Annotated in this window: 23 protein-coding genes and 1 other RNA gene; 17 read left to right on the plus strand and 7 right to left on the minus strand. The window is 41.9% G+C overall.

All coding sequences use genetic code 11. From position 1 onward, the window contains the following. Positions 1–194 precede the first annotated feature (194 nt). Positions 195–410 carry a hypothetical protein gene (locus tag V7K79_RS06155; RefSeq protein WP_335045684.1) on the plus strand — a complete coding sequence of 72 codons (216 nt, stop codon included), beginning with the start codon at positions 195–197 and terminating at the stop codon, positions 408–410. Between the two features lie 157 nt (positions 411–567). Here V7K79_RS06155 and V7K79_RS06160 read toward each other — a convergent pair whose 3' ends face one another. The 3 genes from V7K79_RS06160 to aroB form a co-directional block, all read right to left on the minus strand. After that, positions 568–888, minus strand: coding sequence for a hypothetical protein (locus tag V7K79_RS06160; protein WP_335045686.1), 321 nt, complete (start codon positions 886–888; stop codon positions 568–570). A 242-nt stretch (positions 889–1,130) separates the two neighbouring features. After that, a complete protein-coding gene (locus V7K79_RS06165; protein ID WP_335045688.1) occupies positions 1,131–1,781 on the minus strand; it encodes a Uma2 family endonuclease in 651 nt (216 codons plus the stop codon). 115 nt (positions 1,782–1,896) lie between these two features. After that, positions 1,897–2,988, minus strand: coding sequence for a 3-dehydroquinate synthase (gene aroB / locus V7K79_RS06170; protein WP_335045690.1), 1,092 nt, complete (start codon positions 2,986–2,988; stop codon positions 1,897–1,899). A 228-nt stretch (positions 2,989–3,216) separates the two neighbouring features. Between aroB and petL the strand changes: the two genes are divergently transcribed. From petL to ssrA, 10 genes are all read left to right on the plus strand, one after another. Continuing rightward, on the plus strand, positions 3,217–3,312 hold the full coding sequence (petL, locus tag V7K79_RS06175) for a cytochrome b6-f complex subunit PetL (RefSeq protein ID WP_084227316.1): 96 nt from the start codon (positions 3,217–3,219) through the stop codon (positions 3,310–3,312). Positions 3,313–3,582: 270 nt separating this feature from the next. Next, positions 3,583–4,023 carry an ATP synthase subunit I gene (locus V7K79_RS06180; protein WP_335045692.1) on the plus strand — a complete coding sequence of 147 codons (441 nt, stop codon included), beginning with the start codon at positions 3,583–3,585 and terminating at the stop codon, positions 4,021–4,023. Positions 4,024–4,083: 60 nt separating this feature from the next. Next, the gene (atpB, locus tag V7K79_RS06185) at positions 4,084–4,845 is read left to right on the plus strand and encodes a F0F1 ATP synthase subunit A (RefSeq protein ID WP_012411161.1); all 762 of its coding nucleotides are present in this window, start codon (positions 4,084–4,086) and stop codon (positions 4,843–4,845) included. Between the two features lie 154 nt (positions 4,846–4,999). Then, entirely contained in the window at positions 5,000–5,245 is a 246-nt protein-coding gene (gene atpE / locus V7K79_RS06190) for an ATP synthase F0 subunit C (RefSeq protein WP_012411162.1), read from the plus strand. A 183-nt stretch (positions 5,246–5,428) separates the two neighbouring features. Further along, a complete protein-coding gene (locus V7K79_RS06195) occupies positions 5,429–5,860 on the plus strand; it encodes a F0F1 ATP synthase subunit B' (RefSeq protein ID WP_104907880.1) in 432 nt (143 codons plus the stop codon). 187 nt (positions 5,861–6,047) lie between these two features. Beyond that, entirely contained in the window at positions 6,048–6,620 is a 573-nt protein-coding gene (locus tag V7K79_RS06200; RefSeq protein ID WP_335045693.1) for a F0F1 ATP synthase subunit B, read from the plus strand. After that, positions 6,617–7,171: an ATP synthase F1 subunit delta gene (gene atpH / locus V7K79_RS06205; RefSeq protein ID WP_335045695.1), complete on the plus strand. Its 555-nt coding sequence runs from the start codon at positions 6,617–6,619 to the stop codon at positions 7,169–7,171. Before V7K79_RS06200 ends, atpH begins: the two co-directional genes overlap by 4 nt. A gap of 154 nt (positions 7,172–7,325) precedes the next feature. Beyond that, the gene (gene atpA / locus V7K79_RS06210; protein ID WP_335045697.1) at positions 7,326–8,846 is read left to right on the plus strand and encodes a F0F1 ATP synthase subunit alpha; all 1,521 of its coding nucleotides are present in this window, start codon (positions 7,326–7,328) and stop codon (positions 8,844–8,846) included. Positions 8,847–9,038: 192 nt separating this feature from the next. Further along, positions 9,039–9,986 carry a F0F1 ATP synthase subunit gamma gene (locus V7K79_RS06215; protein WP_335045699.1) on the plus strand — a complete coding sequence of 316 codons (948 nt, stop codon included), beginning with the start codon at positions 9,039–9,041 and terminating at the stop codon, positions 9,984–9,986. 171 nt (positions 9,987–10,157) lie between these two features. Further along, positions 10,158–10,548, plus strand: a transfer-messenger RNA (tmRNA) gene (ssrA, locus tag V7K79_RS06220). Between the two features lie 466 nt (positions 10,549–11,014). On the opposite strand, the gene V7K79_RS06225 is transcribed toward ssrA, so the two are convergent. Next, complete coding sequence (locus V7K79_RS06225) at positions 11,015–11,476, minus strand: helix-turn-helix domain-containing protein (RefSeq protein WP_335045701.1); 462 nt, start codon at positions 11,474–11,476, stop codon at positions 11,015–11,017. A 1,101-nt stretch (positions 11,477–12,577) separates the two neighbouring features. Here V7K79_RS06225 and V7K79_RS06230 point away from each other — a divergent pair. Further along, a complete protein-coding gene (locus tag V7K79_RS06230) occupies positions 12,578–14,296 on the plus strand; it encodes a diflavin flavoprotein (protein ID WP_335045704.1) in 1,719 nt (572 codons plus the stop codon). Positions 14,297–14,313: 17 nt separating this feature from the next. Here V7K79_RS06230 and V7K79_RS06235 read toward each other — a convergent pair whose 3' ends face one another. Continuing rightward, entirely contained in the window at positions 14,314–14,472 is a 159-nt protein-coding gene (locus V7K79_RS06235; protein ID WP_335045706.1) for a hypothetical protein, read from the minus strand. Between V7K79_RS06235 and V7K79_RS06240 the strand changes: the two genes are divergently transcribed. From V7K79_RS06240 to V7K79_RS06250, 3 genes are all read left to right on the plus strand, one after another. Then, positions 14,465–16,177, plus strand: coding sequence for a diflavin flavoprotein (locus V7K79_RS06240; protein WP_335045708.1), 1,713 nt, complete (start codon positions 14,465–14,467; stop codon positions 16,175–16,177). The two genes, V7K79_RS06235 and V7K79_RS06240, sit on opposite strands and share 8 nt — an antisense overlap. Before the next feature lie 430 nt (positions 16,178–16,607). After that, a complete protein-coding gene (locus tag V7K79_RS06245) occupies positions 16,608–17,678 on the plus strand; it encodes a TIGR03032 family protein (protein WP_335045710.1) in 1,071 nt (356 codons plus the stop codon). Positions 17,679–17,867: 189 nt separating this feature from the next. After that, a complete protein-coding gene (locus V7K79_RS06250; RefSeq protein ID WP_335045713.1) occupies positions 17,868–18,104 on the plus strand; it encodes a hypothetical protein in 237 nt (78 codons plus the stop codon). Between the two features lie 581 nt (positions 18,105–18,685). Here V7K79_RS06250 and V7K79_RS06255 read toward each other — a convergent pair. After that, the gene (locus V7K79_RS06255; protein WP_335045716.1) at positions 18,686–19,978 is read right to left on the minus strand and encodes a dicarboxylate/amino acid:cation symporter; all 1,293 of its coding nucleotides are present in this window, start codon (positions 19,976–19,978) and stop codon (positions 18,686–18,688) included. Between the two features lie 193 nt (positions 19,979–20,171). Between V7K79_RS06255 and V7K79_RS06260 the strand changes: the two genes are divergently transcribed. Next, on the plus strand, positions 20,172–22,853 hold the full coding sequence (locus tag V7K79_RS06260) for a DNA polymerase III subunit alpha (protein WP_335045719.1): 2,682 nt from the start codon (positions 20,172–20,174) through the stop codon (positions 22,851–22,853). Positions 22,854–22,870: 17 nt separating this feature from the next. Here V7K79_RS06260 and V7K79_RS06265 read toward each other — a convergent pair whose 3' ends face one another. Then, positions 22,871–24,610, minus strand: a complete 1,740-nt coding sequence (locus V7K79_RS06265) for an Rqc2 family fibronectin-binding protein (RefSeq protein ID WP_335045721.1) — start codon at positions 24,608–24,610, stop codon at positions 22,871–22,873. Between the two features lie 100 nt (positions 24,611–24,710). Between V7K79_RS06265 and V7K79_RS06270 the strand changes: the two genes are divergently transcribed. After that, positions 24,711–24,896 (plus strand): hypothetical protein, encoded by a 186-nt coding sequence (locus V7K79_RS06270; protein ID WP_335045724.1) that lies wholly within the window; start codon positions 24,711–24,713, stop codon positions 24,894–24,896. The last annotated feature ends 174 nt before the right edge of the window (positions 24,897–25,070 follow it).

Here is a 25,070-nt window from a genome sequence, read left to right on the forward strand (position 1 = left end):
TTTTTCCGGGTTCATGCTTTAGACGGACGGCTTGTGTATTCTCATACATTCTCCCAGAAAAGGTATATCCGCCAAAGTGGGATGCTCCCCATCAAGATTAGTCATCAATATATTTAGAAAATAACAAAAGTATGGAATAATGCATAGGTAGAAAATTTAATTCCACTTTATAAATTGATAATAAATGTAAAGCTATGATTGCTCAACATTACAATTCAATTCATATTGAAAATGACTTGCTTAAACAAATCAAAATTAAAGAAAATCAGCTAAAAATTGCACAAGAGTCTGATATGTTTCATGTAGCAGAAGAATTGCACAGTCAATTATTAAAGCTACAGTCTCAAATATCAGAGCCGCAAGAGCAAGACCTTGAAATACAAGCATTGATGAGTTTGCTAGACGATTGAAACTGTAAATTTATATTGCAAAATTTATTGAAAATACAAAAACTATGTTAGCTAGAAACAAAACATAGTAATTCTGATGCTTGGAGATATAGCTTATGTGCTACAGCTTAAGAATTAACAGCGCCAGAAGGAGTGATAGAAGAGTGATGATTCTGACTTAAATAAGAGATTGGGGTTTTTGCTGAGTATATGGTCTTTTGCTTGGCGATACTGACTCAATTTTAAGAATAGGTTTAATTGGGTGCTGTTGCCTTTGATTAAGAATTTGAATTTCTCTCTCAATTGAATCTTTTCCTTGTCTAAAAAATTCTTGAGAATTATATGGAACCAAGTCACGGGATAAATGTTGAGCTTGTCTTGGAGTCAAACTAGGAACTGCTTGTTGAGCATTGGCAGAAGTCTGTACAACCAGTAAAAAAGCTGTTGAAACCACCAATGGTCTTATTTTTATACATCCGGTGAATATTATATTTAACATGATTAATACATTTGTTGCGTAAATGCAGGTTCAAACCATATTGTATTGGTCTGATTATAAACAAAGTATACTTATTTACTTGGTAATTACCTCCTACAAATGGATGAATTAATCAGCTAAACTATTACCATCTGAATTAATCAAATAAGTTCTTAAGTAATTTGTTAAAGTTAGACAAACCTTCCGCTACTTGAAATTTCGATGGATGTTGAAAGCAAGAAAATTGTGCTAAATGTAAAGTGCTATTCAGTAGTAAATGGTATTTTCGCCTTTTGAAACACCTGCTCAACAGTAAATTGTAGTCCTTCAAATAAAAAATCTGTGAGTAATTCTTCTCCCATATAAGTTTGTGGCGCTGCATCTGGATAAAAAACAGTAATACTTCTGGCTTTACTATCTAATACCCATACCCGCAGCACTTTAGCATCCAAATAGTCTTTGGCTTTAGCTGCCATTTGTCCAAAGGTTTGCCCTGGTGAGAGAGTCGCAGTCTTCTCCCCAGGAGAGACGCTAAGAGCGATGGCGGTTTCCGTCGATTGCGTTAGCGCAGCGCTAGCGACGTTAGGAGCGTCACTCTCGAACCCGAAGGGTGAAATAATTTCAATCACCAAATCAGGAGGAACAGGACATATTCCTTCTTGCTCCCAATCAAGGGGTAAACGTTCATTAGAAATATATAAAATATCAGGTATTGGCATCCAGTCTCGTCCTCGACGAGTTAATGCGACAGCTAATTCTGGGCAAACTTCTCCTTTACCTTCACAGCATTGCTCAATTAAATTGAGAAGGGCGCGGGTAAGTTTCGAGTGGAATTTTTTTGCTTGTATTTTAGGACTTGCTTGACCATCAACAAGTTCGTAAGTAATATCTCCCTCGCCTGGTGGAAGATTCAAGAACTCTTACAAAGTTAATTGATTTTTGGCTTGGAGTATCATGGCTGATTAATTTGTAATTGAAGAACAGAGCAACTAACTTTTATTCTGACTCCTGAATTCCTTTTCAAATTGTTCACATTTCGTACAATACCTGCCGAATAATATCCGATGGCACTTCATCGGTAATTGTTACTACACCAATCTCTGTTGGTAAAATAAACCGGACTTTTCCGGCTTGGACTTTCTTATCTAACTGCAACGTCTCAATAATTGCTTCAATATCTATCCCATCTGGTAACTGAGTCCGTAAACCAGTTTTTTGAATTAAAGCATTTTGACGTTCTGTATCTTCCTTTTGCCACAGTCCCAAAACCACAGCAATTTGACCGGCTGCTACCATACCAATAGCCACCGCTTCACCGTGATTTACTAAACGATAACCAGTCAAACTTTCCACTGCGTGACCGATGGTATGACCATAGTTAAGAATTGCGCGTAATCCGCCTTCTTTCTCATCTTTGCCGACAACATCAGCTTTAGCTTGACAAGAGCGCATTAATATGATGTCTATCAGGTCAGGTTTGACATAGCGGAGTTGGTCGAGGCGTTTACTTGCTTCCAACTGGGCAAACAATTCAGCATCCCAAATCACACCGTACTTGATAACTTCTGCCATTCCTGCTCTAAACTCACGCATAGGTAGAGTTTTTAACACATCTGGGTCAATCAAAACCAAGCGCGGTTGATGGAATGCTCCAATTAAGTTTTTACCGTGGGGATGATTCACGCCAGTTTTGCCGCCAATTGCTGAATCTACCATCGCCAACAAAGAGGTAGGCACTTGGACAACATTAATACCGCGTAGCCAAGTTGCAGCCGCAAAGCCAGTCATATCGCCAATTACACCTCCGCCCAAAGCTACCATCGTAGAAGAACGTTCAAGGCGGTTTTCCAAGGCTACATCGTAGAGTTTTTGGATAGAATTGGGGGTTTTATAGCGTTCACCAGGTGGTAGAGTGCAGCTAGCAACTTCAAATCCAGCAGATGTCAGAGATGTAATTGCTCTTTCCCCAAAATGCTTAAAAATCGTCGGATTAGAAACCAGCAATACCTTCTTGCCCAGTTTCAGACTGGCCATCTGTTGACCTAGTTGATCTAAACTTGAAGGTGCGATCGCAATCTCATAAGACTGCTCTGGTAGATTTACATTAATTACAGAAGTCATTGCCCAACCCCAAACAAGCGCCCGTGGGCTGTATTGTATCGCAATCTAGAAAATGGGAATAGGGAATAGGGGATTGGGGATTGATAAGAAGCAGGGAAACAGAGAAAGATGTTGCAGTAACTATTTCTCCTCTCCCTTCATGCCCAATACGCAATGCCCAATGCCTCATGCCCAATACCCAACAACTAATGATTCAATAGATTTAGGAAGTATTCTGGAGAGCAATAAATGTTTGCAATTGTATCTTATGTCGTCTTCTTGGGTTTATTCTTTGGCTTATCTGTAGGTTTGCTGTTCGGTCTGCGGACTGCCAAAATAATTTAATTTCAGAGGGATATTCAACCCAAGACTAATGTGGGGCGGGCATCTTGCCTGCCCTATATTTATCTATATCCGATAAAATTCTTACTTTTTTACCAAGTACACCTTGGCGAACTTGGTAAAAGTGCTGTAGGCTTTAGTCTGTCGGTACTTACTCTGTGATGTTGACAAGAAGTTAATTGTTTTTTCCTAAAGTATTGTTACCGCATCGTGATATGATTCAGCTGACTGAATGTGCAGTCATCATATTTAACTGTACTGGTTTCAAGTCCCGTGAGCTTGTCTGACGAATCAATTGCGCCCACTCCGACAACGCAACAAGATGCTAAAACTGGTTCTGAAGACACAGAATCAGGTAACTCCATGCAAGAGTTCTATCAACTCTTCCAGCGATTGTTGGTAATCACGCTTGTCTTGACGGGGGTTATTTTTATCTCTGTGTGGATTTTTTATTCCTTAAACATTGCCCTAAATTATTTAATTGGGGCGTGTACAGGTGTGGTTTACTTAAAAATGTTGGCTAGAGATGTTGAGCAGCTTGGTAGTGAGAAAACCAGTCTGAGCAAAACTCGTTTTGCTCTATTTCTTGGAGTCATGATCGTGGCAACTCGATGGCGTGAGCTACAGATTTTGCCCATTTTTTTGGGATTTCTAACTTACAAAGCCACCCTCCTGGTCTATATGGTGCAAGTTGCGTTCATTCCTGATTCTTAAAAAGTCAGGCTCACAAAGATAGTAATCCCATCCTCGCTCGTTGGGGAAAATGCTTGAAGAATGCAAATGCTTAGTGTCTTAAACGCCTTTAATTCTTTTCCCCTCGCCGAATTAGAAGTAGGTCATCATTTCTACTGGCAGTTGGGCAATCTTAAAATTCATGGGCAAGTTTTTCTCACCTCATGGTTTGTGATTAGTATTTTAGTAGTGGCTTCAATAGCTGCTACTCGCAACGCACAAAGAATTCCCAAGGGCATCCAAAATTTGATGGAATACGCCCTAGAATTTATTCGCGATTTAGCCAAAAACCAACTCGGTGAGAAAGAATACCGCCCTTGGGTGCCATTTATTGGCACATTGTTCTTGTTTATTTTCGTATCGAACTGGTCAGGCGCACTAATTCCCTGGAAGCTCATCAAGCTACCTTCAGGTGAATTGGCAGCCCCCACCAATGACATCAATACGACTGTTGCATTAGCACTGCTGACCTCTTTAGCGTACTTTTACGCAGGTTTTAGCAAACGGGGTTTAGGCTACTTTAAGAAATATATAGAGCCAACACCTGTTTTGTTGCCGATCGCAATTCTTGAAGATTTCACCAAGCCTCTCTCCCTAAGTTTCCGGCTATTTGGTAATATTTTGGCTGATGAATTGGTAGTAGCGGTATTGGTGCTGCTAGTTCCTCTATTTGTACCTCTGCCTGTAATGGCCTTGGGTTTATTTACCAGTGCCATTCAAGCCCTGGTTTTCGCCACCCTTGCCGGAGCATACATTCATGAGGCAATGGAGGGGCATGGTGGAGAAGAACATGAGGAGCATTAAACTTCTCAGTTGATAGCACGGTTCCAAGAGCATTTTCGCTCAAAACATCGCAAAGCGCGATCAAAGAAAAGAACTCACGTGCAGCGTGAAAACCACGTTTCTAATTGTTAACGTAATGTCTGTTAGTTTTGTAATCAAAGCAAGGAAAATCAACATGGATCCATTAGTTCAGGCCGCTTCAGTTCTCGCTGCTGCTTTAGCGATTGGTTTAGCTGCAATTGGCCCTGGTATTGGTCAAGGAAACGCTGCTGGACAAGCAGTAGAAGGTATTGCTCGTCAACCTGAAGCAGAAGGAAAAATTCGCGGTACTCTGCTATTAACCTTGGCATTCATGGAATCCTTGACTATCTATGGTCTAGTAATTGCCCTGGTATTGCTGTTTGCTAACCCCTTCGGCTAATACCTGAAATATTTTTGTGAGTGTGGAGACGTGAACCATCACGCCTCTACAATCAAAATATTTTAGGTGCCGTAATAGTTTTAATGTTCAGTTGACCCTTATTGGCTATGGGTCTCTAAAATATCAAAGGTTGGATGATGTTGCTAGCCACGAAAACTGCTACTCCAGCCAAAGAGGAGACAAATGTTTGATTTCGATGCTACCTTGCCCTTCATGGCATTGCAATTCCTGCTACTAGCAGCTTTGTTGAATGCAATTTTTTATAAGCCACTGACCAAGGTACTAGACGATCGCGATAATTATATCCGAACGAATACCTTGGAAGCGCGGGAGAGCTTGGCTAAAGCCGAGCGCTTGGCTACCGAATACGAGCAGCAACTCGCAGACGCTCGCAAACAATCGCAAGCTACTGTAGAAGCAGCTCAATTAGAAGCTAAGAAAATTACTGCTGAGAAAATTGCTGAGGCCCAAAAGGAAGCTCAGACTCAACGAGAACAAGCTGCTGTTGAAATAGAACAACAAAAGCAGGAAGCTTTTCGTACCTTAGAGCAACAAGTTGATGCTTTAAGCAGGCAGATTCTAGAAAAACTATTGGGGCCAACTCCAGTTAGATAAACTAACTAGAATGGTTCCGTGAAAGCATACGCGAACTGGCCCCTAGTCCAGAGCGCTTAATTAAGTGTCAAAAAAAGGCACTTTTTCCCCTTATTGGGAAAGATACTTAATTTCCCTTTGGGGAAAGATACTTAATTTCCCTTTGGGAAAATACTAACGTATTAGCAAGCGAGCAGCGCACTTGTAAATGGGTATCATGGGGACATTCTTATTATTTGCCGCAGAAGCGAACGCTGTTCACTCTGAATTGGCAGAAGGCGCAGCAGAAGGTGGTTTCGGTCTAAACCTAGACATTTTTGAAACCAATCTGATTAATCTAGCGATTCTGATTGGCATATTATTCTACTTCGGACGTAAAGTTTTAAGCAATATCCTGAACGAGCGACAATCCAATATTGCCACCGCAATTCAGGAAGCAGAAGCGCGCTTAAAAGAGGCAAAGACTGCCCTTTCCCAAGCGCAAGAGCAATTGAAGCAATCTCAGGCAGAAGCAGAACGTATCCGCCAATCTGCCACAGAAAACGCTCAAAAGAGCAAAGAAGCCTTGTTAGCGAAGGCAGTGCAAGACGTAGAACGCTTGAAACAAACAGCAGCAGCAGATTTAAACTCCGAAACTGATCGAGCGATCGCTCAACTGCGGCAACGGGTAGCTACACTAGCATTGCAAAAAGTCGAATCGCAACTCAAAAGCGGGATTGCCGACGATGCTCAACAAAGTTTAATTGACCGCAGCATCGCACAACTGGGAGGCAATGTATGACAAGTCAGGTAGCGGCAATCGAAGTAGCCCAGCCTTATGCACAGGCACTTTTGTCAATAGCTAAATCCAAAAATTTGACAGAAGAATTCGGGGAAGATGCGCGTACTTTCCTGGGATTGCTCAAAGCAGACAAACAGCTACACAACTTCTTCAGCAACCCGTTTATTCAGTCTGAGAACAAAAAAGCTCTCATCAAACAAATACTCGGTGAAGGCTCTAATACCTACTTACGCAATTTTTTGCTGGTACTGGTAGATAAACGGCGGATTGCATTCTTGGAAGAAATTTTTCAACAGTATCTGGCGCTGTTGCGGCAGCTGAATCAAACCGTGTTAGCGGAAGTAATTTCAGCCGTTCCCCTCACAGAAGCTCAACAGCAGGCAATCATCCAAAAGGTCATCGCCATCTCAAATGCTCGCCAGGTAGAACTAGAAACCAGGATAGACAGCGAGTTAATTGGTGGTGTGATCATTAAAGTAGGTTCGCAGGTAATTGACGCTAGTATCCGGGGTCAGTTGCGCCGCCTTTCATTGCGCTTAACTAATAGCTAGAAGTTTGGGACTGGGGACTGGGGGCTGGGTACTGGGGACTAGGAAGAAGATTATAGTCATAAATTCTTTCCATCCCTAATCCCCAATCCCTAATCCCCAGTCCCTAATCCCCAGTCCCTTTTACTTCCGTCTCGAAAGCAAAAAAGATAGACACATGAGCATATCAATTAGACCTGACGAAATTAGCAGCATTATCCAACAACAAATCGAGCAATACGATCAAGAGGTCAAAGTTGCTAACGTTGGTACTGTTCTCCAAGTTGGTGATGGTATTGCCCGGATTTATGGTCTGGAAAAGGCTATGTCTGGGGAACTTTTGGAATTTGAAGATGGCACAATCGGCATCGCCCAGAACTTAGAAGAAGACAACGTGGGCGCGGTGCTAATGGGTGAAGGGCTGGAAATTCAAGAAGGTAGTTCTGTAACTGCCACTGGTAGAATTGCCCAGATCCCAGTAGGAGAAGCCTTAATTGGACGAGTTGTAGATTCCTTGGGTCGTCCTATCGATGGTAAGGGAGACATCAAGTCCCCAGAAAGCCGTTTGATTGAATCTCCAGCACCCGGTATCATTGCTCGTCGATCTGTACACGAACCCATGCAAACGGGTATCACAGCTATTGACTCAATGATTCCTATTGGTCGCGGTCAACGGGAATTGATTATTGGCGATCGCCAAACTGGTAAAACTGCGATCGCGATCGACACGATCATCAACCAAAAAGAAGAAGATGTAATTTGCGTTTACGTTGCGATCGGTCAAAAGGCTTCCACAGTCGCCAACGTGGTGCAAACATTGCAAGAAAAAGGCGCAATGGATTACACCATCGTCGTCGCCGCTAGTGCCAGTGAACCAGCAACCCTGCAATACCTAGCTCCCTACACAGGCGCAACTATTGCTGAGTACTTCATGTACAAAGGCAAAGCTACCCTGGTAATTTATGATGACCTCTCCAAGCAAGCTCAAGCTTATCGCCAAATGTCCTTACTGCTACGTCGTCCACCCGGACGCGAAGCGTACCCCGGAGATGTATTCTATATTCACTCCCGCTTGTTAGAAAGAGCCGCAAAGTTGAGTGACGAATTAGGTAAAGGCAGTATGACCGCCCTACCAATTATCGAAACCCAAGCTGGTGACGTTTCAGCATACATCCCCACTAACGTAATTTCTATTACCGATGGTCAGATATTCTTGTCTTCTGACTTGTTTAACGCTGGTATCCGTCCGGCTGTAAACCCCGGTATTTCAGTATCCCGCGTGGGTTCTGCGGCTCAAACCAAGGCAATGAAAAAAGTTGCCGGTAAGATTAAATTGGAACTAGCCCAATTTGACGACCTGCAAGCCTTCGCACAATTTGCTTCTGACTTAGATAAAGCCACTCAAGACCAGTTGGCACGGGGTCAACGGTTGCGCGAACTCCTCAAGCAGCCACAAAATTCTCCACTTTCAGTATACGAACAAGTGGCAATTTTGTATGCTGGCATCAATGGTTATTTAGATGATGTACCTGTAAATCAAGTAACCAGCTTTACAGCAGGTCTACGTGAGTACTTAAAGACTGGAAAAACCCAGTATGCCCAAGGAGTACAAGCATCTAAAGCGCTAGGTGATGCAGAAGAAACTGCCTTGAAGGAAGCACTTACCGAATACAAAAAGACCTTCAAAGCTACAGCGTAATAGAGTGCTGTTAGCGGTAGTGGGGCGTTAAGCCCGTGCTGAGTGCTGAGTGCTGAGTGAGAAGAGGAGTCCAGAGTGAAGATATATGAGCATGATGCTTACAAGTTCTCACATTTCCAATTCCTATGAAGCTTGGCATTCAGCACTTTCTACCACTCAGAACTCAGAACTCAAGACTCAGAACTTACAGTTATGGCCAATTTAAAAGCAATACGCGATCGCATTCAGTCGGTCAAAAATACCAAAAAAATCACAGAAGCCATGCGTCTGGTAGCTGCCGCTAGAGTGCGTCGGGCGCAAGAACAAGTGCTAGCAACTCGTCCCTTTGCCGATCGCTTGGCACAAGTATTATATGGTTTGCAAAGCCGTCTGCGCTTTGAAGAAGCAAACCTACCACTACTGAAAAAACGCCAAGTTAAGTCAGTTGGGTTGTTGGTTATTTCAGGCGATCGCGGTCTATGCGGCGGCTACAATAATAACGTTATCCGTCGTGCAGAAAACCGCGCCAAGGAAATCAAGGCAGAAGGTCTAGACTATCAATTTGTCTTAGTCGGGCGTAAAGCTACACAGTACTTTCAACGTCGCAATCAGCCCATTGATGCTACCTATAGCGGATTAGAGCAAATTCCTACCGCAGCAGAAGCCAATCAGATTGCCGATCAATTACTTTCCTTATTCCTTTCGGAAGAAGTTGACCGCATCGAATTAATCTATACCAGATTCCTTTCTTTGGTTAGCTCCCGTCCTGTGATCCAAACCTTACTGCCCCTCGATCCGCAAGGTCTAGAAGTAGGCGATGACGAAATCTTCCGCTTGACAACCCGTGGCGGTAAATTTGAAGTAGAACGGGAGAAAGTGACTAACCAAGCCCGCGCGTTGGCTCCTGACATGATTTTCGAGCAAGATCCAGTGCAGATCCTCGATTCTTTATTGCCTCTGTATCTGAGTAACCAGCTATTGCGGGCGCTACAAGAATCGGCGGCTAGTGAACTAGCAGCGCGAATGACAGCCATGAGTAATGCCAGTGAGAATGCCGGTGAACTAATTAATACCCTCACCCTGTCTTACAACAAAGCGCGACAAGCTGCAATTACCCAAGAACTCTTAGAGGTTGTAGGTGGTGCTGAAGCATTAACTTAAGGTATAGCTAATTATTTATTTGTAGTGCGTTGTAATATATAGCTAATTGCTAATTATTTTAAGATTAGCAGTTGGCTATTTTAGTATTTGGGACTTTCAACATAAAGCAAAAAATTTTGTCTACTAACACATTTCAAGAATTGCGTATTATAATCGAAGTATGAAGCGCATGGGTCCGTCACGGTTTCGACAGGTTGGCGAACGCTGCTCTGTGATTCAGGTCGAGAGTGAGTCTCCTCTCGGAAATCAAAGGCTCAAACAAAAAGTAAATGCGAATAACATCGTTAACTTTGCTCGTAAGGATGCTCTAGTAGCAGCCTAAAACACCTCTTACAGGTTCGAGCGTCTTTAGTTTGACTCCGTTAAGGACTGAAGACCAAACCCCAACGGATGCTCTAGCAAGCGTTCTCTGGTTGGCTTGTTAGCTAAGATTAAATCAGAGCATCCTACGTTCGGGATAATGAACGATTCCCGCCTTGAGGGTCAGAAAGGCTAAACCTGTGAATGAGCGGGGGGTCAATACCCAATTTGGACAGCAGTTCGACTCTGCTCGGATCCACTAAAAATAGTTAACAAGTCCACTTGACACTGTGATGTGTGAGTGGACTTTGTTTTATGGGAAACTCTTATCAGAATTTTTTCTAATGCACAGCTAATCCCTCTTCTAAGAAACAGAAATGTTTTTTAGAAGAGGGTAATATAGCAGGAGGCAGGAGGCAGAAGGCAGGAGGTTAAACTATTACTAACTCTCTTCTTTCACCCCATCCTTATGTCCTAACCTGTGTGACTACGGCTATATCAAGTCTGGCTAATTAGTTATGATTCCTGAATCTATGCAGAAACCCAAAAACCCTTCCCCTTTGCTGCCTTAATGATAAGTCTTTAGCCGGACATAATAACAGAAATAAACGTAAGAAATACTTCTTTGCACAAATCAGAACTTCTCAAGAAAATAATCTTGATTATCAGCCACAATTTAGCGATCGCTGCCCAAACCAAACAAATGATTCGAGTCTAAGATGATTTAATCAGCTAATTCTTTGCTGTTCTTGGGTTTGTGTGTGTACGCTTCCACATCTCTTTCCCCTTTTTTTCAGTACTCGTCGTAGTCGATCTGCACTCAAGTTGACTTGACGCTCAGATGCAAGTTTTTTTGCTAATTGTTTAGAGTTATAAGTCTCTGATTCTTGAGCTAAACAATTTTCCAGATAAACCAAATCTGATTCTGAATATCGAGGTTTTCCTCCTCGACCTGGAGCATCCCATAAACCTGCTAAACCCATCTTTTCCCAGCGATGAAGGGTTTGACGCACTGTTGAAATCGCCCAGTTCAAGCCTTTTGCAATTTGCTCATTTTTTAAGCCGCGAGTATTCAGCAGTAAAACTTGAGCACGATCTTTAGTACGTTGAGGAACATCTTTGGCTTTTCTCAACTCTTCTAAAGTCAGCTTTTCTTCTTTTGTGAGAAACACTTTTAATCGGCATCCCATAAACAATAACCTTTTACACAATCAATTTTTGTTATTTTTGTATATATTTACGTCTATATACTGAATCACTTAGGTATTTCATCACACATTATAAAAAGCTGGACTACAACTATTAAGGATGTCAGCGTCTATAAAGCTACTACGCAATAAATATTGGTTTAAGAACACTATCAAACTTGGCAATTTTTCATCAACAATGGATTTTTATAAAAAGTTAGGCACATCGATATGACACTATTAACCTAATATAGGCAAATTTATCCGATAGCCTGAAGCTGTGGTTTATAGCTATAACAAGAAGGATTTGTTAGCGCTGTCTTGATTAATATTTAAAGTCGATAATAAAGGACTGTATCATTAAATTCCTGAGATTATGACTATGCTTACGGAGGTTTATCGAAACTTTAAGAATCCTTTTTATGCGAGTTTCCATTTAGATAAGCGGAAATATATCTACAAAGCTAGTTCCTTTTTATTCAACTAGTCTTTGAGAATTTGCCTTGATTATCTCCAAAAAAATATCTCTTTTATTAACTTTACATAAAGTTTATATTTCATGCCATCATATTTTTGATTAAGACAACAATATATCCAACATCCATTGAATAAATTAATTTTAACAGCTTATTTGATGCTTCGTGAAAGTTGAGGTGATTTGTCCTACTTTTCCCACTTTTCCTACCTTTCCTACCTTTCCTACTTTTCCCACTTTTGCTAATTAAGGGAGTACCAAAAAGCAGAAATTTTTCTCCTTTATAAATGTATTTTATAGCAAAATTAAGTATTAAAAGTAATTTAGACTTAGGAGTTTGACCAGCAATTTAATAATATTTAAATTATACTTGTTTAGTTAAAAAATATAATTAATATGATATTTTGAATGAAGGTGAAAGTAGATTAATAGCAAAAAAGAACTCAGTAAACTTTAGGAATAAGTTAATATATAGTATATTTTTTGAGTTATATTTTTTGCTAGAAAATAGCAATAATTGATACAAGCTATATTTTTCAGAAACTGATATTTATTACAACTTCAAATAAAAATAATAGAGACAATGGGGGCAGAAGAAAAACCTGTTAATTTGCGCTCGGAGACGAATAATGGTAGCGATCGCAGAGAACGTTCAACATCGGCTAACTATACAAACTGTAGAAATTGCCCCTAACACAACGGCGATTCGCTCTCTTGATTGGGATCGCGATCGCTTTGATATCGAATTCGGACTGCAAAACGGTACAACCTATAATTCATATCTAATTAGGGGCGAACAAACAGTTTTGATTGATACTTCTCACCAGAAGTTTCGCGATCTGTATTTAGAGACTCTTAAAAGTCTTGTCAACCCCAAAACAATTGATTACATAATTGTTAGTCATACAGAGCCAGACCATAGCGGCTTAGTAGAAGATGTCCTCCAGTTGGCTCCCAGAGCCACCGTCTTAGCCTCAAAAGTTGCGCTTCAGTTTTTGGAAGGGTTAGTCCACGATCCATTTTCCAAGCGGGTTGTGAAAACTGGCGATCGCATTAATATTGGCAAAGGACACGAAATGGAATTCGTGAGTGCGCCTAACCTGCACTGGCCGGATACAATCTTTAGCTTTGACCGCAAAACCCAAATTCTTTACACCTGTGACGCTTTTGGGATGCACTTTTGTGACGATCGCACCTTCGACGAAGATTTAGAAGCGATCGAAGCTGACTTTAGATTTTACTACGACTGCTTGATGGGTCCTAACGCTCGTTCTTTGGTAAATGCCATGAAGCGGATGGGCGAACTAGGGAAGATTAATATTATTGCCAACGGTCATGGGCCATTATTATATCACCATCTAGATGTTTTAACCGGGTGCTACGAAAATTGGAGCCAAAAACAAGCTATAGCAGAAACTACCGTGGGCTTGTTTTTTGTCTCAGAATATGGGTATGGTGAACGCCTTGGTCACGCAATTGCCGAAGGTATACTGAAAACTGGCATCGGGGTAGAAGTTCTCGATCTGAGTACTGCCCAGAGCCAAGAAATTCAAGAACTAGCCGGCAGAGCAGCTGGCATCATTGTTGGTATGCCGCCAACTACTTCCGCCGCCGCCCAAGCTAGTATCAGTTCAGTGCTAGCTGTCGCTAAGAACAAACAAGTGATTGGGCTGTTTGAATGTTACGGTGGGGATGATGAACCCATTGATACACTCCGCAGACAATTTCTTAACTCTGGCATCAAAGAAGCTTTCCCACCGATTCGGATCAAAGAGGCTCCCAGCGCATCAACATTCCAGTTGTGTGAAGAAGCAGGTAAAGACATCGGACAATTGCTGGTGCGCGATCGCAACATCAAGCAAATCAAGTCCCTTGATGTCAACATGGAAAAGGCTCTAGGTCGCATTAGCAGCGGACTATATATAGTCACTACAAAAAAAGATAATGTCTCAAGTGCAATGCTGGCATCCTGGGTAACGCAAGCGAGTTTGCAACCATTAGGATTGACAATTGCCGTTGCCAAAGACCGCGCCATTGATTCCTTAATGCAAATAGGCGATCGCTTCGTCCTCAACGTTTTGGAAGAAGGCAATTATCAAGAACTCAAAAAACACTTCCTCAAGCGCTTGCATCCTGGAGCTGACCGCTTTGCAGGAGTGAAAACTCAAACCGCGAAAAACGGTTCGCCGATTCTAACTGATGCTTTGGCATACATGGAATGTGAAATACAGACCAGCATGGAATGCAGCGACCACTGGATTTTATACTGCACCGTCCAAGAAGGTCGTGTCTCCAAAAACGATGGATTGACAGCCGTTCGTCATCGCAAAGTAGGTAATTACTACTAGGGATTAGGTACTGGGGATTAGGGATTGGGTATTGGGAAAACTCTTCCCCAGTCCCCAGTCCCCAGTCCCCAGTCCCCAGTCCCCAGTCCCCAGTCCCCAGTCCCCAGTCCCCAGTCCCCAGTCCCCAGTCCCCAGTCCCCAGTCTCTGTTCCCCAACTTTTAACAGCTATGACCAATTCCAAGCCACGCGACGTACAAATTTTACCAATTGCTACCAATACTAAAGCTATTAGAGCACGTAGTTGGTCACGTCTGCGGTTTGAAATTGAATACGCACTTGAAAGAGGTACTACCTCCAATTGCTATTTAATTGAAGCTGATAAAACCGCACTTATCGAGCCACCGCCAGAAAGCTTTACCGAAATTTATTTAGAGGCATTGCGGCAGACTTTAAATTTGCAAAGTTTGGATTATATAATTTTGGGTCATTTTAGTCCCAATCGAGTTGCAACCCTCAAAGCAATTTTAGAACTGGCACCACAGGTAACTTTTGTCTGTTCTCTTCCCGGTGCAAACAATTTGCGTGCTGCTTTCTTAGAGCAAGATTTAAATGTCTTGGTGATGCGGGGGAAAGAAACTCTGGATTTAGGCAAGGGTCATGTTTTGAAATTTTTACCCACTCCCAGTCCGCGTTGGCCGGAAGGACTTTGTACCTACGATCAGCAAACCCAAATTCTTTATACAGATAAGTTATTTGCAACTCATGTCTGTGGTGATGAAGTGTTTGATGATAACTGGGAAGCGCTCAAAGAAGACCAGCGTTACTACTTTAACTGCTTGATGGCTCCCCAAACTCCTCATGTGCAAGCAGCTTTGGAGAAAATATCAGATTTGCAGGTGAGAATGTATGCTGTGGGTCATGGGCCTTTAGTACGCACCGGCTTAATTGAACTTACCAAAGCTTATGGAGAGTGGAGCCGTTCTCAAAACGCTCGCGAGATTTCCGTTGCCCTACTTTACGCTTCAGCTTACGGAAATACAGCGACTTTAGCACAAGCGATCGCTCTAGGACTAACTAAGGGTGGAGTCGCAGTCAAATCGATTAACTGCGAATTTGCTACCCCTGATGAAATTCGCATCAACCTCGCACAGTCAGAGGGTTTTATCATTGGTTCTCCTACCATTGGTGGTCATGCGCCAACTCCGATTCATACTGCTTTAGGAATTGTGTTATCAAGCGGTGACAACAGCAAACTTGCTGGGGTATTTGGTTCTTATGGCTGGAGTGGCGAAGCATTTGACTTAATCGAAGGTAAACTCCGCGATGCTGGATATCGCTTTGGCTTTGACACCTTGAAGGTGAAGTTTAAACCTGATGATGTCACTCTCAAGTTCTGTGAAGAACTAGGTACAGACTTTGCCCAAGTACTGAAAAAAGCTAAAAAGGTACGCGTACCCCAACAAGCCGCTACTCCAATGGAACAGGCTGTTGGTCGGATTGTTGGTTCCGTTTGTGTGGTGACAGCGAAACTTGGAGAAGTATCTACCGCAATGTTAGGCGCTTGGGTTTCTCAAGCCACCTTCAACCCACCCGGACTAACTGTAGCGATCGCTAAAGACCGAGCGATCGAATCTTTAATGTATCCAGGCGGTAAGTTTGCCTTAAATATTCTACCTGAAGGCAATCATCAAGACTACATGAAGCATTTCCGTAAATCTTTCGCGCCTGGAGAAGATCGACTTGCCAACTTTAGTACAGCAGTTGCAGATAACGGCTGTACCGTCTTTACCGACGCCTCAGCATATTTGGAATGTTCAGTTAACCAACGTCTGGAATGTGGCGATCATTGGGTTGTGTATGCAACTGTGGACGAAGGGAAATTACTCAAGCCTGATGCTGTTACTGCCATCAACCATCGGAAAACTGGCACTCATTATTAAATAATGAGAAGTTTAACCTAACTAAACCGCTTTTGACAAAAATTATCTTTTTTCTTGTGGGATAGGCATATTGCCTGTCCTATTTTTTTGTCGATATGCAGAGTTGGTTCAAGCAAATTTTAAATTATATCCAATGTATCATAATATTACAAAATTATTTATTATTCTAAAGGCACTTCAAAATACCTGGTAAATTTCTGAAATGAATCACCACTGACTAATAACTGTATTAACAGCGATCGCTTGATGCAGTTGATGCAGCTTATGTCCCCTGCAACAAAATTTTCATCAGCTAAACACCGGAGTTATCAAGGAGTTTAAACCAAGTGATACCAATTTAAAAAAAGAATATGACAGATACAAGCCTAGAAATATAGATAAAATTTAGTTTTCTGAATTTTTAATTTTTAATTTTCAATTTTTAATTGGTATGAATTCCAGTGACAGCAACGTTGAGAAACCATCTTTAGAAATCAACGCTTCTCGCCAGTTTACCGCTTGGCTGTATGAGCAAAACCTTAGTTTGTCCTTCACTACCTATCAAGCGGGGAAGTTATTTTTCATCGGCTTGCAACCAAACGGTAAATTATCTGTATTTGAGCGTACCTTTGAGCGGTGTATGGGCTTGTATGCCAATGGCAACAGCCTCTACATGAGTTCCCTATACCAACTGTGGCGATTTGAAAACATCATCCAACCTGGAGAAAACCACCAAGGCTATGATGCTCTCTATTTGCCCCAAATGAGTTATGTGACAGCAGATTTAGATATTCACGATATTGCTTTGAGTAAAGCAGAAAAAGATTTAGATTCACAAAAGCTATTATTTGTCAATACTTTATTTAGTTGTTTAGGAACAGTCAGCGAAACCCACAGTTTCGTTCCTCTATGGCAGCCAAATTTTATTAGCAAACTAGCGGCAGAGGATAGATGTCACTTGAATGGCTTGGCAATGCAGCAAGAAAAACCTAAATACGTTACTGCTGTTAGCCAATCGGACGTAGCCGAAGGCTGGCGGGAGCATCGGGCAAATGGCGGCTGTGTCATTGATATAGAAAGCAATGAAATCGTCTTGCAGGGGCTATCTATGCCCCATTCCCCACGCTGGTATCAGGAAAAACTCTGGCTGCTCAACTCAGGTACAGGAGAGTTTGGCTTTGCCAACTTAAAGCGGGGAGTGTTTGAACCAGTCGCCTTCTGTCCGGGATATCTGCGTGGTTGTGCTTTTCATGGCAACTTTGCAATAGTGGGAATTTCCCAACCCAGGCATAACAAGACCTTTAGCGGCTTGGCTTTGGACGAGAAATTGCATCAGAAAAACGTTGAGCCTCGTTGTGGGTTACTAGTGATTGACCTGAGAAGCGGCGATATTGTCCATTCCCTACGAATAGAAGGAGTGGTACTGGAATTATACGACGTGGTAGCACTTTTGGGGGTACGTCGTCCAATGGCGATCGGGTTTCGCAGCGACGAAATTCGGCGGTTAATAACGGTGGGATGAGAAGCAATTCAAAATTAAGTTTAGTGGTGCAGCTAGCTTCAACTACACCAAATAGGCAATCGCCTACTTACAATTACTGCTAGTGTTACTATCCAAGTAGGCGATCGCCTATTTGGTGGCAATGGCAACGATGTAATTCATGGCACTTTTGGTGATGACATTCTCGTTGGTGGTAAAGGTAATGATATTTTGACTGGCGGTAGCGGTAACGATCGATTTATTTACCAAAGCTTGAGTGATTTCGGTGATACTATTACCGACTTTTGCAAAGGTACTGACTTAATTGGCTTGTCTGGTGGTCTAACTTTCAATCAACTAAGTTTCGCTGATCACAAGATTATAGTAACTACTACTGATGAAATTTTGGCAACCTTGACTGGTATTAACACTACCACGCTGACTGCCGCTAATTTTACTATAGTCTAGTATCAAAATCGAAGGTATTATTGCGCTAAAAAACAATAATTACTATAAAACTAACTCTTTGGTAACAAAAATCGGAAATTTTATGAAACAGGATTTACGCAATGAAAGTGTAAGTCCTGTTTCAATTTAGTTAGGCTAAAACAATTAACATAGCATCAACTTTTCTAAAGATGCGAAATTTTATGGAATCAGAAAAATGATGCCTGCAATTCTCAGTATGAAAGCGGAAATAATATAAATTCACTTACTGAAATTACGCAATTGCCACCAGGACAAGTACCATTCGCCAGTGTAGCCTTTAACTAGAAATAACACTATCAGGCAATTGCTAGACAAAATGCCAACTCTGACCACTAAACTTTTATAATATTTGTTATTCTTATGACTCCAAAACACACCAAAATAAAATTTCCTATTTGGGAGTATTTGAACCAGCCCTTATTTAGTCGTGACACTAAATTAGTATTGAATCCTCAACGCTTTGTATTGATCTGGCGTCTGCAACTTTTAGAACGCTGCTGGACTAAAGAATGTGACGCCAAGGGGCCTCAACAGCATTAGATATTTGAAAAGCTGGCAAACTAAGCCTCGTCTACAGAACGTGGCTTTTTGCCGTCAAGTAAAGCACTGACAGTCATATCTCCCATAACATTAATCGCGGTGCGGCAACGATCCAAAAACCAGTCTACAGTAACTAGCAAAGCAATGTACTGAGTAGGTAAGCCAACAGAAGTGAACACTAGTGTCATTGTTACCAGTCCCGCATTGGGAATATTCGCCGCACCGACAGATGCAAAAATCGAGGTAAGGATGACAATTAACTGCTGTCCTAGACTCAGATGTTGGCCAATTAGTTGGGAAATATACAACGCAGACATTGCTTCATAAAGGGCAGTGCCATCATTATTGAAATTTGCCCCGACTAATGCCCCCAAGGCAGCAGAAGATTCCCTTAAACCGACTTTTGTTTGCAAAACTTCAAAGGTTACGGGCATTGCTGCCGCCGAAGAAGAAGTTGAGAAAGCTGTCAAAAAGGCATCAGAACCGCCAGCTAGGAATTTTAACGGGTGTACCCAAGAACCAAATTTTACTCTGGTGAGGTAGTAGCACGCTTGCAATACCAGTGCTAACAATACGGCGACGATAAATGCACCCAAAGATTTAAACGGTGCAAAGCCCTGCATCGCAATCGTTTTAGCTACAATCCCAAAGACTGCGAACGGCACTAAGGCAATTACCCAATTGAGGATGCGGACTACCGCTTCAAATAAAATTCCGATGACATCCTCTATCGGCTGGAATCCATTCTTACCTTGGGCGATTTGTTCAGATTTTAATCCTCGCAGGACGATGCCAAAACTCAGGGCAATCACAATCAACTGGATGACATTATTATCAACCAATGGCTTGAGGACGGATTCTGGTACAGCATCTTTGAGTATTCCCCAAGGATCGAGACTCTGAGCAGTTACTGCCGTACTTGTTGGGGTGCTAACATTACCCCAAGTGCCTGGACGCAGTACATTCGCTACCAAAAGTCCCACTAAAATAGCTACGGTAGTGTTGGTTAAAAGTAATACTGCTAACCGCCGTCCGGCTGTACCAGGGATATTGGTAGTCATCAAAGTATGCAGCACCGCTACTAAAATCAGGGGTGTAGCCAAAGCGCGGAGAGCCTTTAGCACCAATTCTGGCGGAATTGCTAAATTATTGATTAAAGCGGCGTTGCTGGGATTGGGATTCCCCGCACCAAGGGCAATTCCGACGCTGACTGCCGCTATTAAAGCGATGAGAATTTGCAATGTGAGAGGGATACGCTGCCACCAAGGGCTAGCTTTGGTTTCAGGCGAAGTTGTTCTCTCTGTTTGACTCATTGGCTAGATACTGGTTAACTGCTGTAACTATTAAAACAACACTAATCATAGTGATAATTCCCGAAAAAGAACAGCTTTAATTTTGGTTAAAAACTGTTAATCTAAGATTCCATTGCTTTGCAAAATCTGGCTCGAAAGGGTATACCACAAGGTAGGCCCCTAGAGATATCTAGGCTTGTGGTTGGAGATGCTTATGTCCTTTGTGCCTTTACATATTCACAGTGACTATAGTTTGCTTGATGGGGCAAGTCAGCTTCCAGAGTTGGTGGATCGAGCGATCGCACTGGGAATGAAAGCGATCGCCCTTACCGATCATGGTGTCATGTATGGAGCTATTGAACTGATCAAAATTTGCCGTAGTCAAAATATTAAGCCGATTATCGGCAATGAAATGTATATAATTAACGGCGATATTGAGAGACAAGAACGCCGCCCTAAATATCATCAAGTTGTTTTAGCTAAAAATACTAAAGGTTACAAAAATTTAGTTAAATTAACCACGATTTCTCACCTGAAAGGTGTTCAAGGCAAAGGAATTTTTTCTCGTCCTTGTATTAATAAAGATTTATTAAAACAATATCATGAAGGCTTGATCGTTACCAGTGCTTGTTTGGGTGGAGAAATTCCCCAAGCTATTCTCAGTAATAGACCAGATGCAGCCCGGAAAGTTGCTCAGTGGTATAAAGATGTATTTGGTGATGATTATTATTTAGAAATTCAAGATCACGGCTCTCAAGAAGACCGAATTGTGAATGTTGAAATTGTCAAAATAGCGCGTGAATTAGGGATTAAAATTGTTGCTACCAATGATTCGCATTTTATATCTTGTTTTGACGTTGAAGCTCACGATGCGTTGCTATGTATTCAAACTGGTAAGCTAATTATTGAAGATAAGCGGATGCGTTATAGCGGCACAGAATACCTCAAATCTGGCGAGGAGATGCAGCAGCTATTTCGCGACCATTTACCGGATGATGTAATTGCAGAAGCGATCGCTACTACTGGAGAAGTCGCTGATAAAGTCGAGCCTTACCATATTATGGGTGAGCCTCAAATTCCTACACCTCCCATTCCTTCTGGTCATAGTGCTGACACTTACGCTGAAGATGTTGCATGGAACGGACTTTTAGAACGGTTAAATCGCAAATCTCGCCAAGAAGTTGATTCTGTTTATAAAGAAAGGTTGGAATACGAACTGAAAATGATTCAGCAGATGGGTTTTTCCAAATACTTTTTAGTTGTTTGGGACTACATCAAATTTGCAAGAGACAATAATATTCCTGTGGGGCCAGGTCGTGGTTCTGCGGCTGGTTCATTAGTTGCTTATGCAATGCGAATTACTAATATTGACCCCGTACATCATGGGTTACTATTTGAGCGTTTCTTGAACCCAGAACGAAAATCCATGCCTGATATTGATACAGATTTCTGTATTGAACAACGGGAAAAAGTGATTGATTATGTAACAGATAAATATGGTGCAGATAGAGTTGCCCAAATTATTACTTTTAACCGTCTGACTTCTAAAGCAGTTTTGAAAGATGTCGCCAGAGTATTAAATATTCCCTACGGGGAAGCTGACAAAATGGCGAAATTGATTCCTGTGGTGCGGGGGAAACCAACTAAACTCAAGGTGATGATTTCCGATAAAACTCCAGAACCAGAGTTTAAAGAGAAATATGATAAAGAACCGCACGTTCGCCATTGGCTTGATATGGCTATGCGAATTGAAGGAACTAACAAAACTTTTGGTGTTCATGCAGCAGGTGTGGTAATTTCTGCCGATCCACTTGATGAAATTGTTCCACTACAGAAGAATAATGACGGTTCTGTAATTACCCAGTATTTCATGGAAGACCTAGAATCAATGGGTTTATTGAAAATGGATTTTCTGGGTTTGCGGAACTTAACGCTGATTCAAAAAACCCTTGATTTAATTCAAGAAACGAGAGGATATCGGGTAGATGCCGATGAAATTCCTCGCGCTGAAAGAAAAGCACAAAGGATATTAGCTAAAGGCGAACATAGCACTTTGCCAAAAGATGTACAAAAAACTTATGAACTATTAGAAGCAGGTGAGTTAGAAGGAATATTTCAATTAGAATCTTCTGGGATGCGTCAGATTGTGCGAGATTTGAAGCCTTCTAATATAGAAGATATTTCTTCTATTTTGGCACTTTATCGACCGGGGCCATTAGATGCGGGACTGATTCCTAAATTTATTAACCGCAAACATGGTCGAGAAAATATTGATTATCAACATCAAGTTCTAGAACCAATATTAGACGAGACTTATGGAATTATGGTCTATCAAGAGCAAATCATGAAAATTGCTCAAGATATGGCGGGATATTCTTTAGGACAAGCTGACTTGCTGCGTCGGGCGATGGGGAAAAAGAAAGTCTCAGAGATGCAAAAGCAGCGAGAAAAATTTGTGGATGGTGCAGCCAAAAATGGCGTTCAGAAAAAAGTTGCGGATGAGTTATTTGAGCAAATGTTGAAGTTTGCGGAATATTGTTTAAGCTATAACACGGAAATATTGACAGTAGAATATGGATTAATGCCGATTGGGAAAATTGTCGAAAAAGGTATTGAATGTACTGTGTATAGCGTTGATAATAATGGAAATATTTACACGCAACCTGTGGTACAGTGGCACGATCGCGGAGAACAAGAGGTGTTTGAGTATTGCTTGGAAGATGGTTCATTGATTCGGGCAACAAAAGACCATAAATTTATGACTGTTGATGGTCAAATGTTGCCAATTGATGAAATATTTGAACGCGAATTAGATTTGATGCGGGTAGAAGAGATAGGGGACTGGGGACTGGGGAGCAGGGGAGCAGGGGAGCAGGGGAGAATAATTAATGCCTAATGCCCAATGCCCAATGACTAGACTATTTGCGGTTTTCCCCAAAGTATGGTTTCCTGCTTGTAAATGGCAATTCCCGGTTTTGCTCCTTTGGGTTTGTAGACGTATTTTAACTGAGTGTAAACTACTGGCACTTGTTCGCTCTGACGAGCGCGACTGTAATATGCAGCAAGATTAGCTACAAATTGCAAATCAGCTTCTTCGGCAATAGCACCCGGTTCTAAACGTAGTAACACATGGCTTCCTGGAATTTCTTGAGCATGGAACCATAAGTCATAATCACCTGCTACACGAAAGGTTAATTGGTCATTTTGACGATTGTTACGACCGATTAATACTTCAAAACCACTGGGGGTAAGGTAACGATAAAAATTAGTGCTGGGAGGTTCGTTTGCACTGCGGCTGCGGTATTCTGGATCTTCTAGATACTTTTGCCCAATCAACTCTTCGCGGATTTCTTCTAAAGCTCGTAAATCTTCTGCTGTTTGATAGTTATCTATTTGGCCGTTGGCGTAGCCCATCGAAGATATCGCAGCTTCTACTTGTTCTAAATACTCAATTTCTGTCTGCACTTCCAATAGTAGCGGTTCCACGGCAGCACGAGCGCGTTTCAGCTTTTGGTGCTGTTTGTAAAGACTTTGGGCATTTTGGACGGCATTTTTATCTGGCAACAGAGCGATCGCAATTGGCAAATTTGTCTCAAAATCAGCAATGATAATTTCTTTCATCCCCGGTTCCCAGTTTTGCAGATGAGCCATCAATAAATCAGCTTTTTGCCGATACTCATCGGCTTGATCTGATTGCTGCAAGCGCGTCTGAAAGGTTTGAGCTTTATTGCGTAATTTTGCCAGAATATTATTCAATTTCTGACTCAACTGATGGCGCAATTGGGAAAATAACTGTTGGTTAATCTGGTTACTGTAATAGCGGTTGAGCAACTCCTGGATATTTTTGACCTTTTCAACTGCACCCCAACCCATTATGGTGTAACCATCTTTTGTCCAAGCGGGTTGAAATTTATTAGAATTCAAGGCTTGCAGCCATTCTTGCCAACGCTCAAACAACCGTCGCCAGTCGTCGGGATGGAAAGTATCGGTAGATGTTTCTGGTGCAATATTTGCTTCTTGCAGCATTAACTCCAGTAGTGCAGCACTTAAGCCACTATAACTTTTGAGCAATTGCCGCTTGATTGCTCCTGGTACTAAACTTACCCGTTCTTGCCAACGTTCTTGGAATTCGCTCAAACTGGGGACAGTTCCAGTCAGTTTTGGTGGTGTTTCATAAGGTTGTCCGGTTTGGATAGGACGGACACTAGATTGTTGCTGACTGACTTGATGGGCGGCGGTGATAATTATATTATTAGCGTCGGTGAGTATGACGTTGCTATACTTGCCCATGATTTCTGCATAGACATGATATAGGGCGCTTTCTCCAGGACGACGGGCAAATTGCAAATCAATAACACGCTCCCAAGGTGCGATCGCTTCAATCGCCACCAATGCTAAACCACCCAATTGGTGTATCAGTTGTTGGCTAAAGGTAAAGGTATCTGGCGATCGCGGTGGCGGATCGCCAATACAGATATGTGCAGCTTGGGGATGCCAAGAAATCTGTAGCCAATCTCGCTGTTCTAAGGTGCGTAATGCCATCGCAATCGTGTAGCGATCGCGCTGGTAAACTTGTTCTAAGCGTGATGGTAGCCAGTTAGCGCGGATTTCGCTACAAGCAGCTGTGAGAGTGGTAAAGTCAACTGGTTGCAAAGCGATTAATTGTTAACATTCAAATGGTGGCGATCGCTATGCCTTTATTTTTGTTTAGTTAAAGCATAACAGACCTCACCTATCATAGCGGTTACTCGGTTTGGTGATAGCTGCGAATAAAAAAACCCAGAAATTATCATCAGATAACCGTCTGCGTTTAGGTAATAAATTCGTTTTTTACACAGTTTATTTTTGGTGTCGAGTTTACCAAACTCAAGCGATCGCTGCTAAAGTTAAAGAAAAATTCAGAATTCAGGAGTTAGAATTACGCTTGTGGAAGATTTGAACCTGTTAATTTAGATGCTAGCGGACTAGTTAACGCTGCATTATCCACCAGTTTCACAGAATTCAATTCTGAATTCTGGCTTCTGACTCCTGAGTTCTAAGTTTGTTAAACCCAAAATATTATCCGAGTTACTCACTCACTATCATCTGTTAAGCAAAAGCGTTATTTAGCAAC

This window comes from Nostoc sp., from assembly GCF_036917575.1.
Taxonomy (GTDB): domain Bacteria; phylum Cyanobacteriota; class Cyanobacteriia; order Cyanobacteriales; family Nostocaceae; genus Nostoc.

Coding starts and splice junctions, on each gene's coding strand:
- V7K79_RS06215 (WP_335045699.1), top strand. CDS start 9,039: ATGGCCAATTTAAAAGCAATACGCGATCGCATTCAGTCGGTCAAAAAT.
- V7K79_RS06230 (WP_335045704.1), top strand. CDS start 12,578: ATGGTAGCGATCGCAGAGAACGTTCAACATCGGCTAACTATACAAACT.
- V7K79_RS06240 (WP_335045708.1), top strand. CDS start 14,465: ATGACCAATTCCAAGCCACGCGACGTACAAATTTTACCAATTGCTACC.
- V7K79_RS06255 (WP_335045716.1), bottom strand. CDS start 19,978: ATGAGTCAAACAGAGAGAACAACTTCGCCTGAAACCAAAGCTAGCCCT.
- V7K79_RS06225 (WP_335045701.1), bottom strand. CDS start 11,476: ATGGGATGCCGATTAAAAGTGTTTCTCACAAAAGAAGAAAAGCTGACT.
- atpE (WP_012411162.1), top strand. CDS start 5,000: ATGGATCCATTAGTTCAGGCCGCTTCAGTTCTCGCTGCTGCTTTAGCG.
- atpA (WP_335045697.1), top strand. CDS start 7,326: ATGAGCATATCAATTAGACCTGACGAAATTAGCAGCATTATCCAACAA.
- V7K79_RS06245 (WP_335045710.1), top strand. CDS start 16,608: ATGAATTCCAGTGACAGCAACGTTGAGAAACCATCTTTAGAAATCAAC.
- aroB (WP_335045690.1), bottom strand. CDS start 2,988: ATGACTTCTGTAATTAATGTAAATCTACCAGAGCAGTCTTATGAGATT.
- V7K79_RS06155 (WP_335045684.1), top strand. CDS start 195: ATGATTGCTCAACATTACAATTCAATTCATATTGAAAATGACTTGCTT.
- V7K79_RS06195 (WP_104907880.1), top strand. CDS start 5,429: ATGTTTGATTTCGATGCTACCTTGCCCTTCATGGCATTGCAATTCCTG.
- V7K79_RS06200 (WP_335045693.1), top strand. CDS start 6,048: ATGGGTATCATGGGGACATTCTTATTATTTGCCGCAGAAGCGAACGCT.
- petL (WP_084227316.1), top strand. CDS start 3,217: ATGTTTGCAATTGTATCTTATGTCGTCTTCTTGGGTTTATTCTTTGGC.
- atpH (WP_335045695.1), top strand. CDS start 6,617: ATGACAAGTCAGGTAGCGGCAATCGAAGTAGCCCAGCCTTATGCACAG.
- V7K79_RS06160 (WP_335045686.1), bottom strand. CDS start 888: ATGTTAAATATAATATTCACCGGATGTATAAAAATAAGACCATTGGTG.
- V7K79_RS06260 (WP_335045719.1), top strand. CDS start 20,172: ATGTCCTTTGTGCCTTTACATATTCACAGTGACTATAGTTTGCTTGAT.
- atpB (WP_012411161.1), top strand. CDS start 4,084: ATGCAAATGCTTAGTGTCTTAAACGCCTTTAATTCTTTTCCCCTCGCC.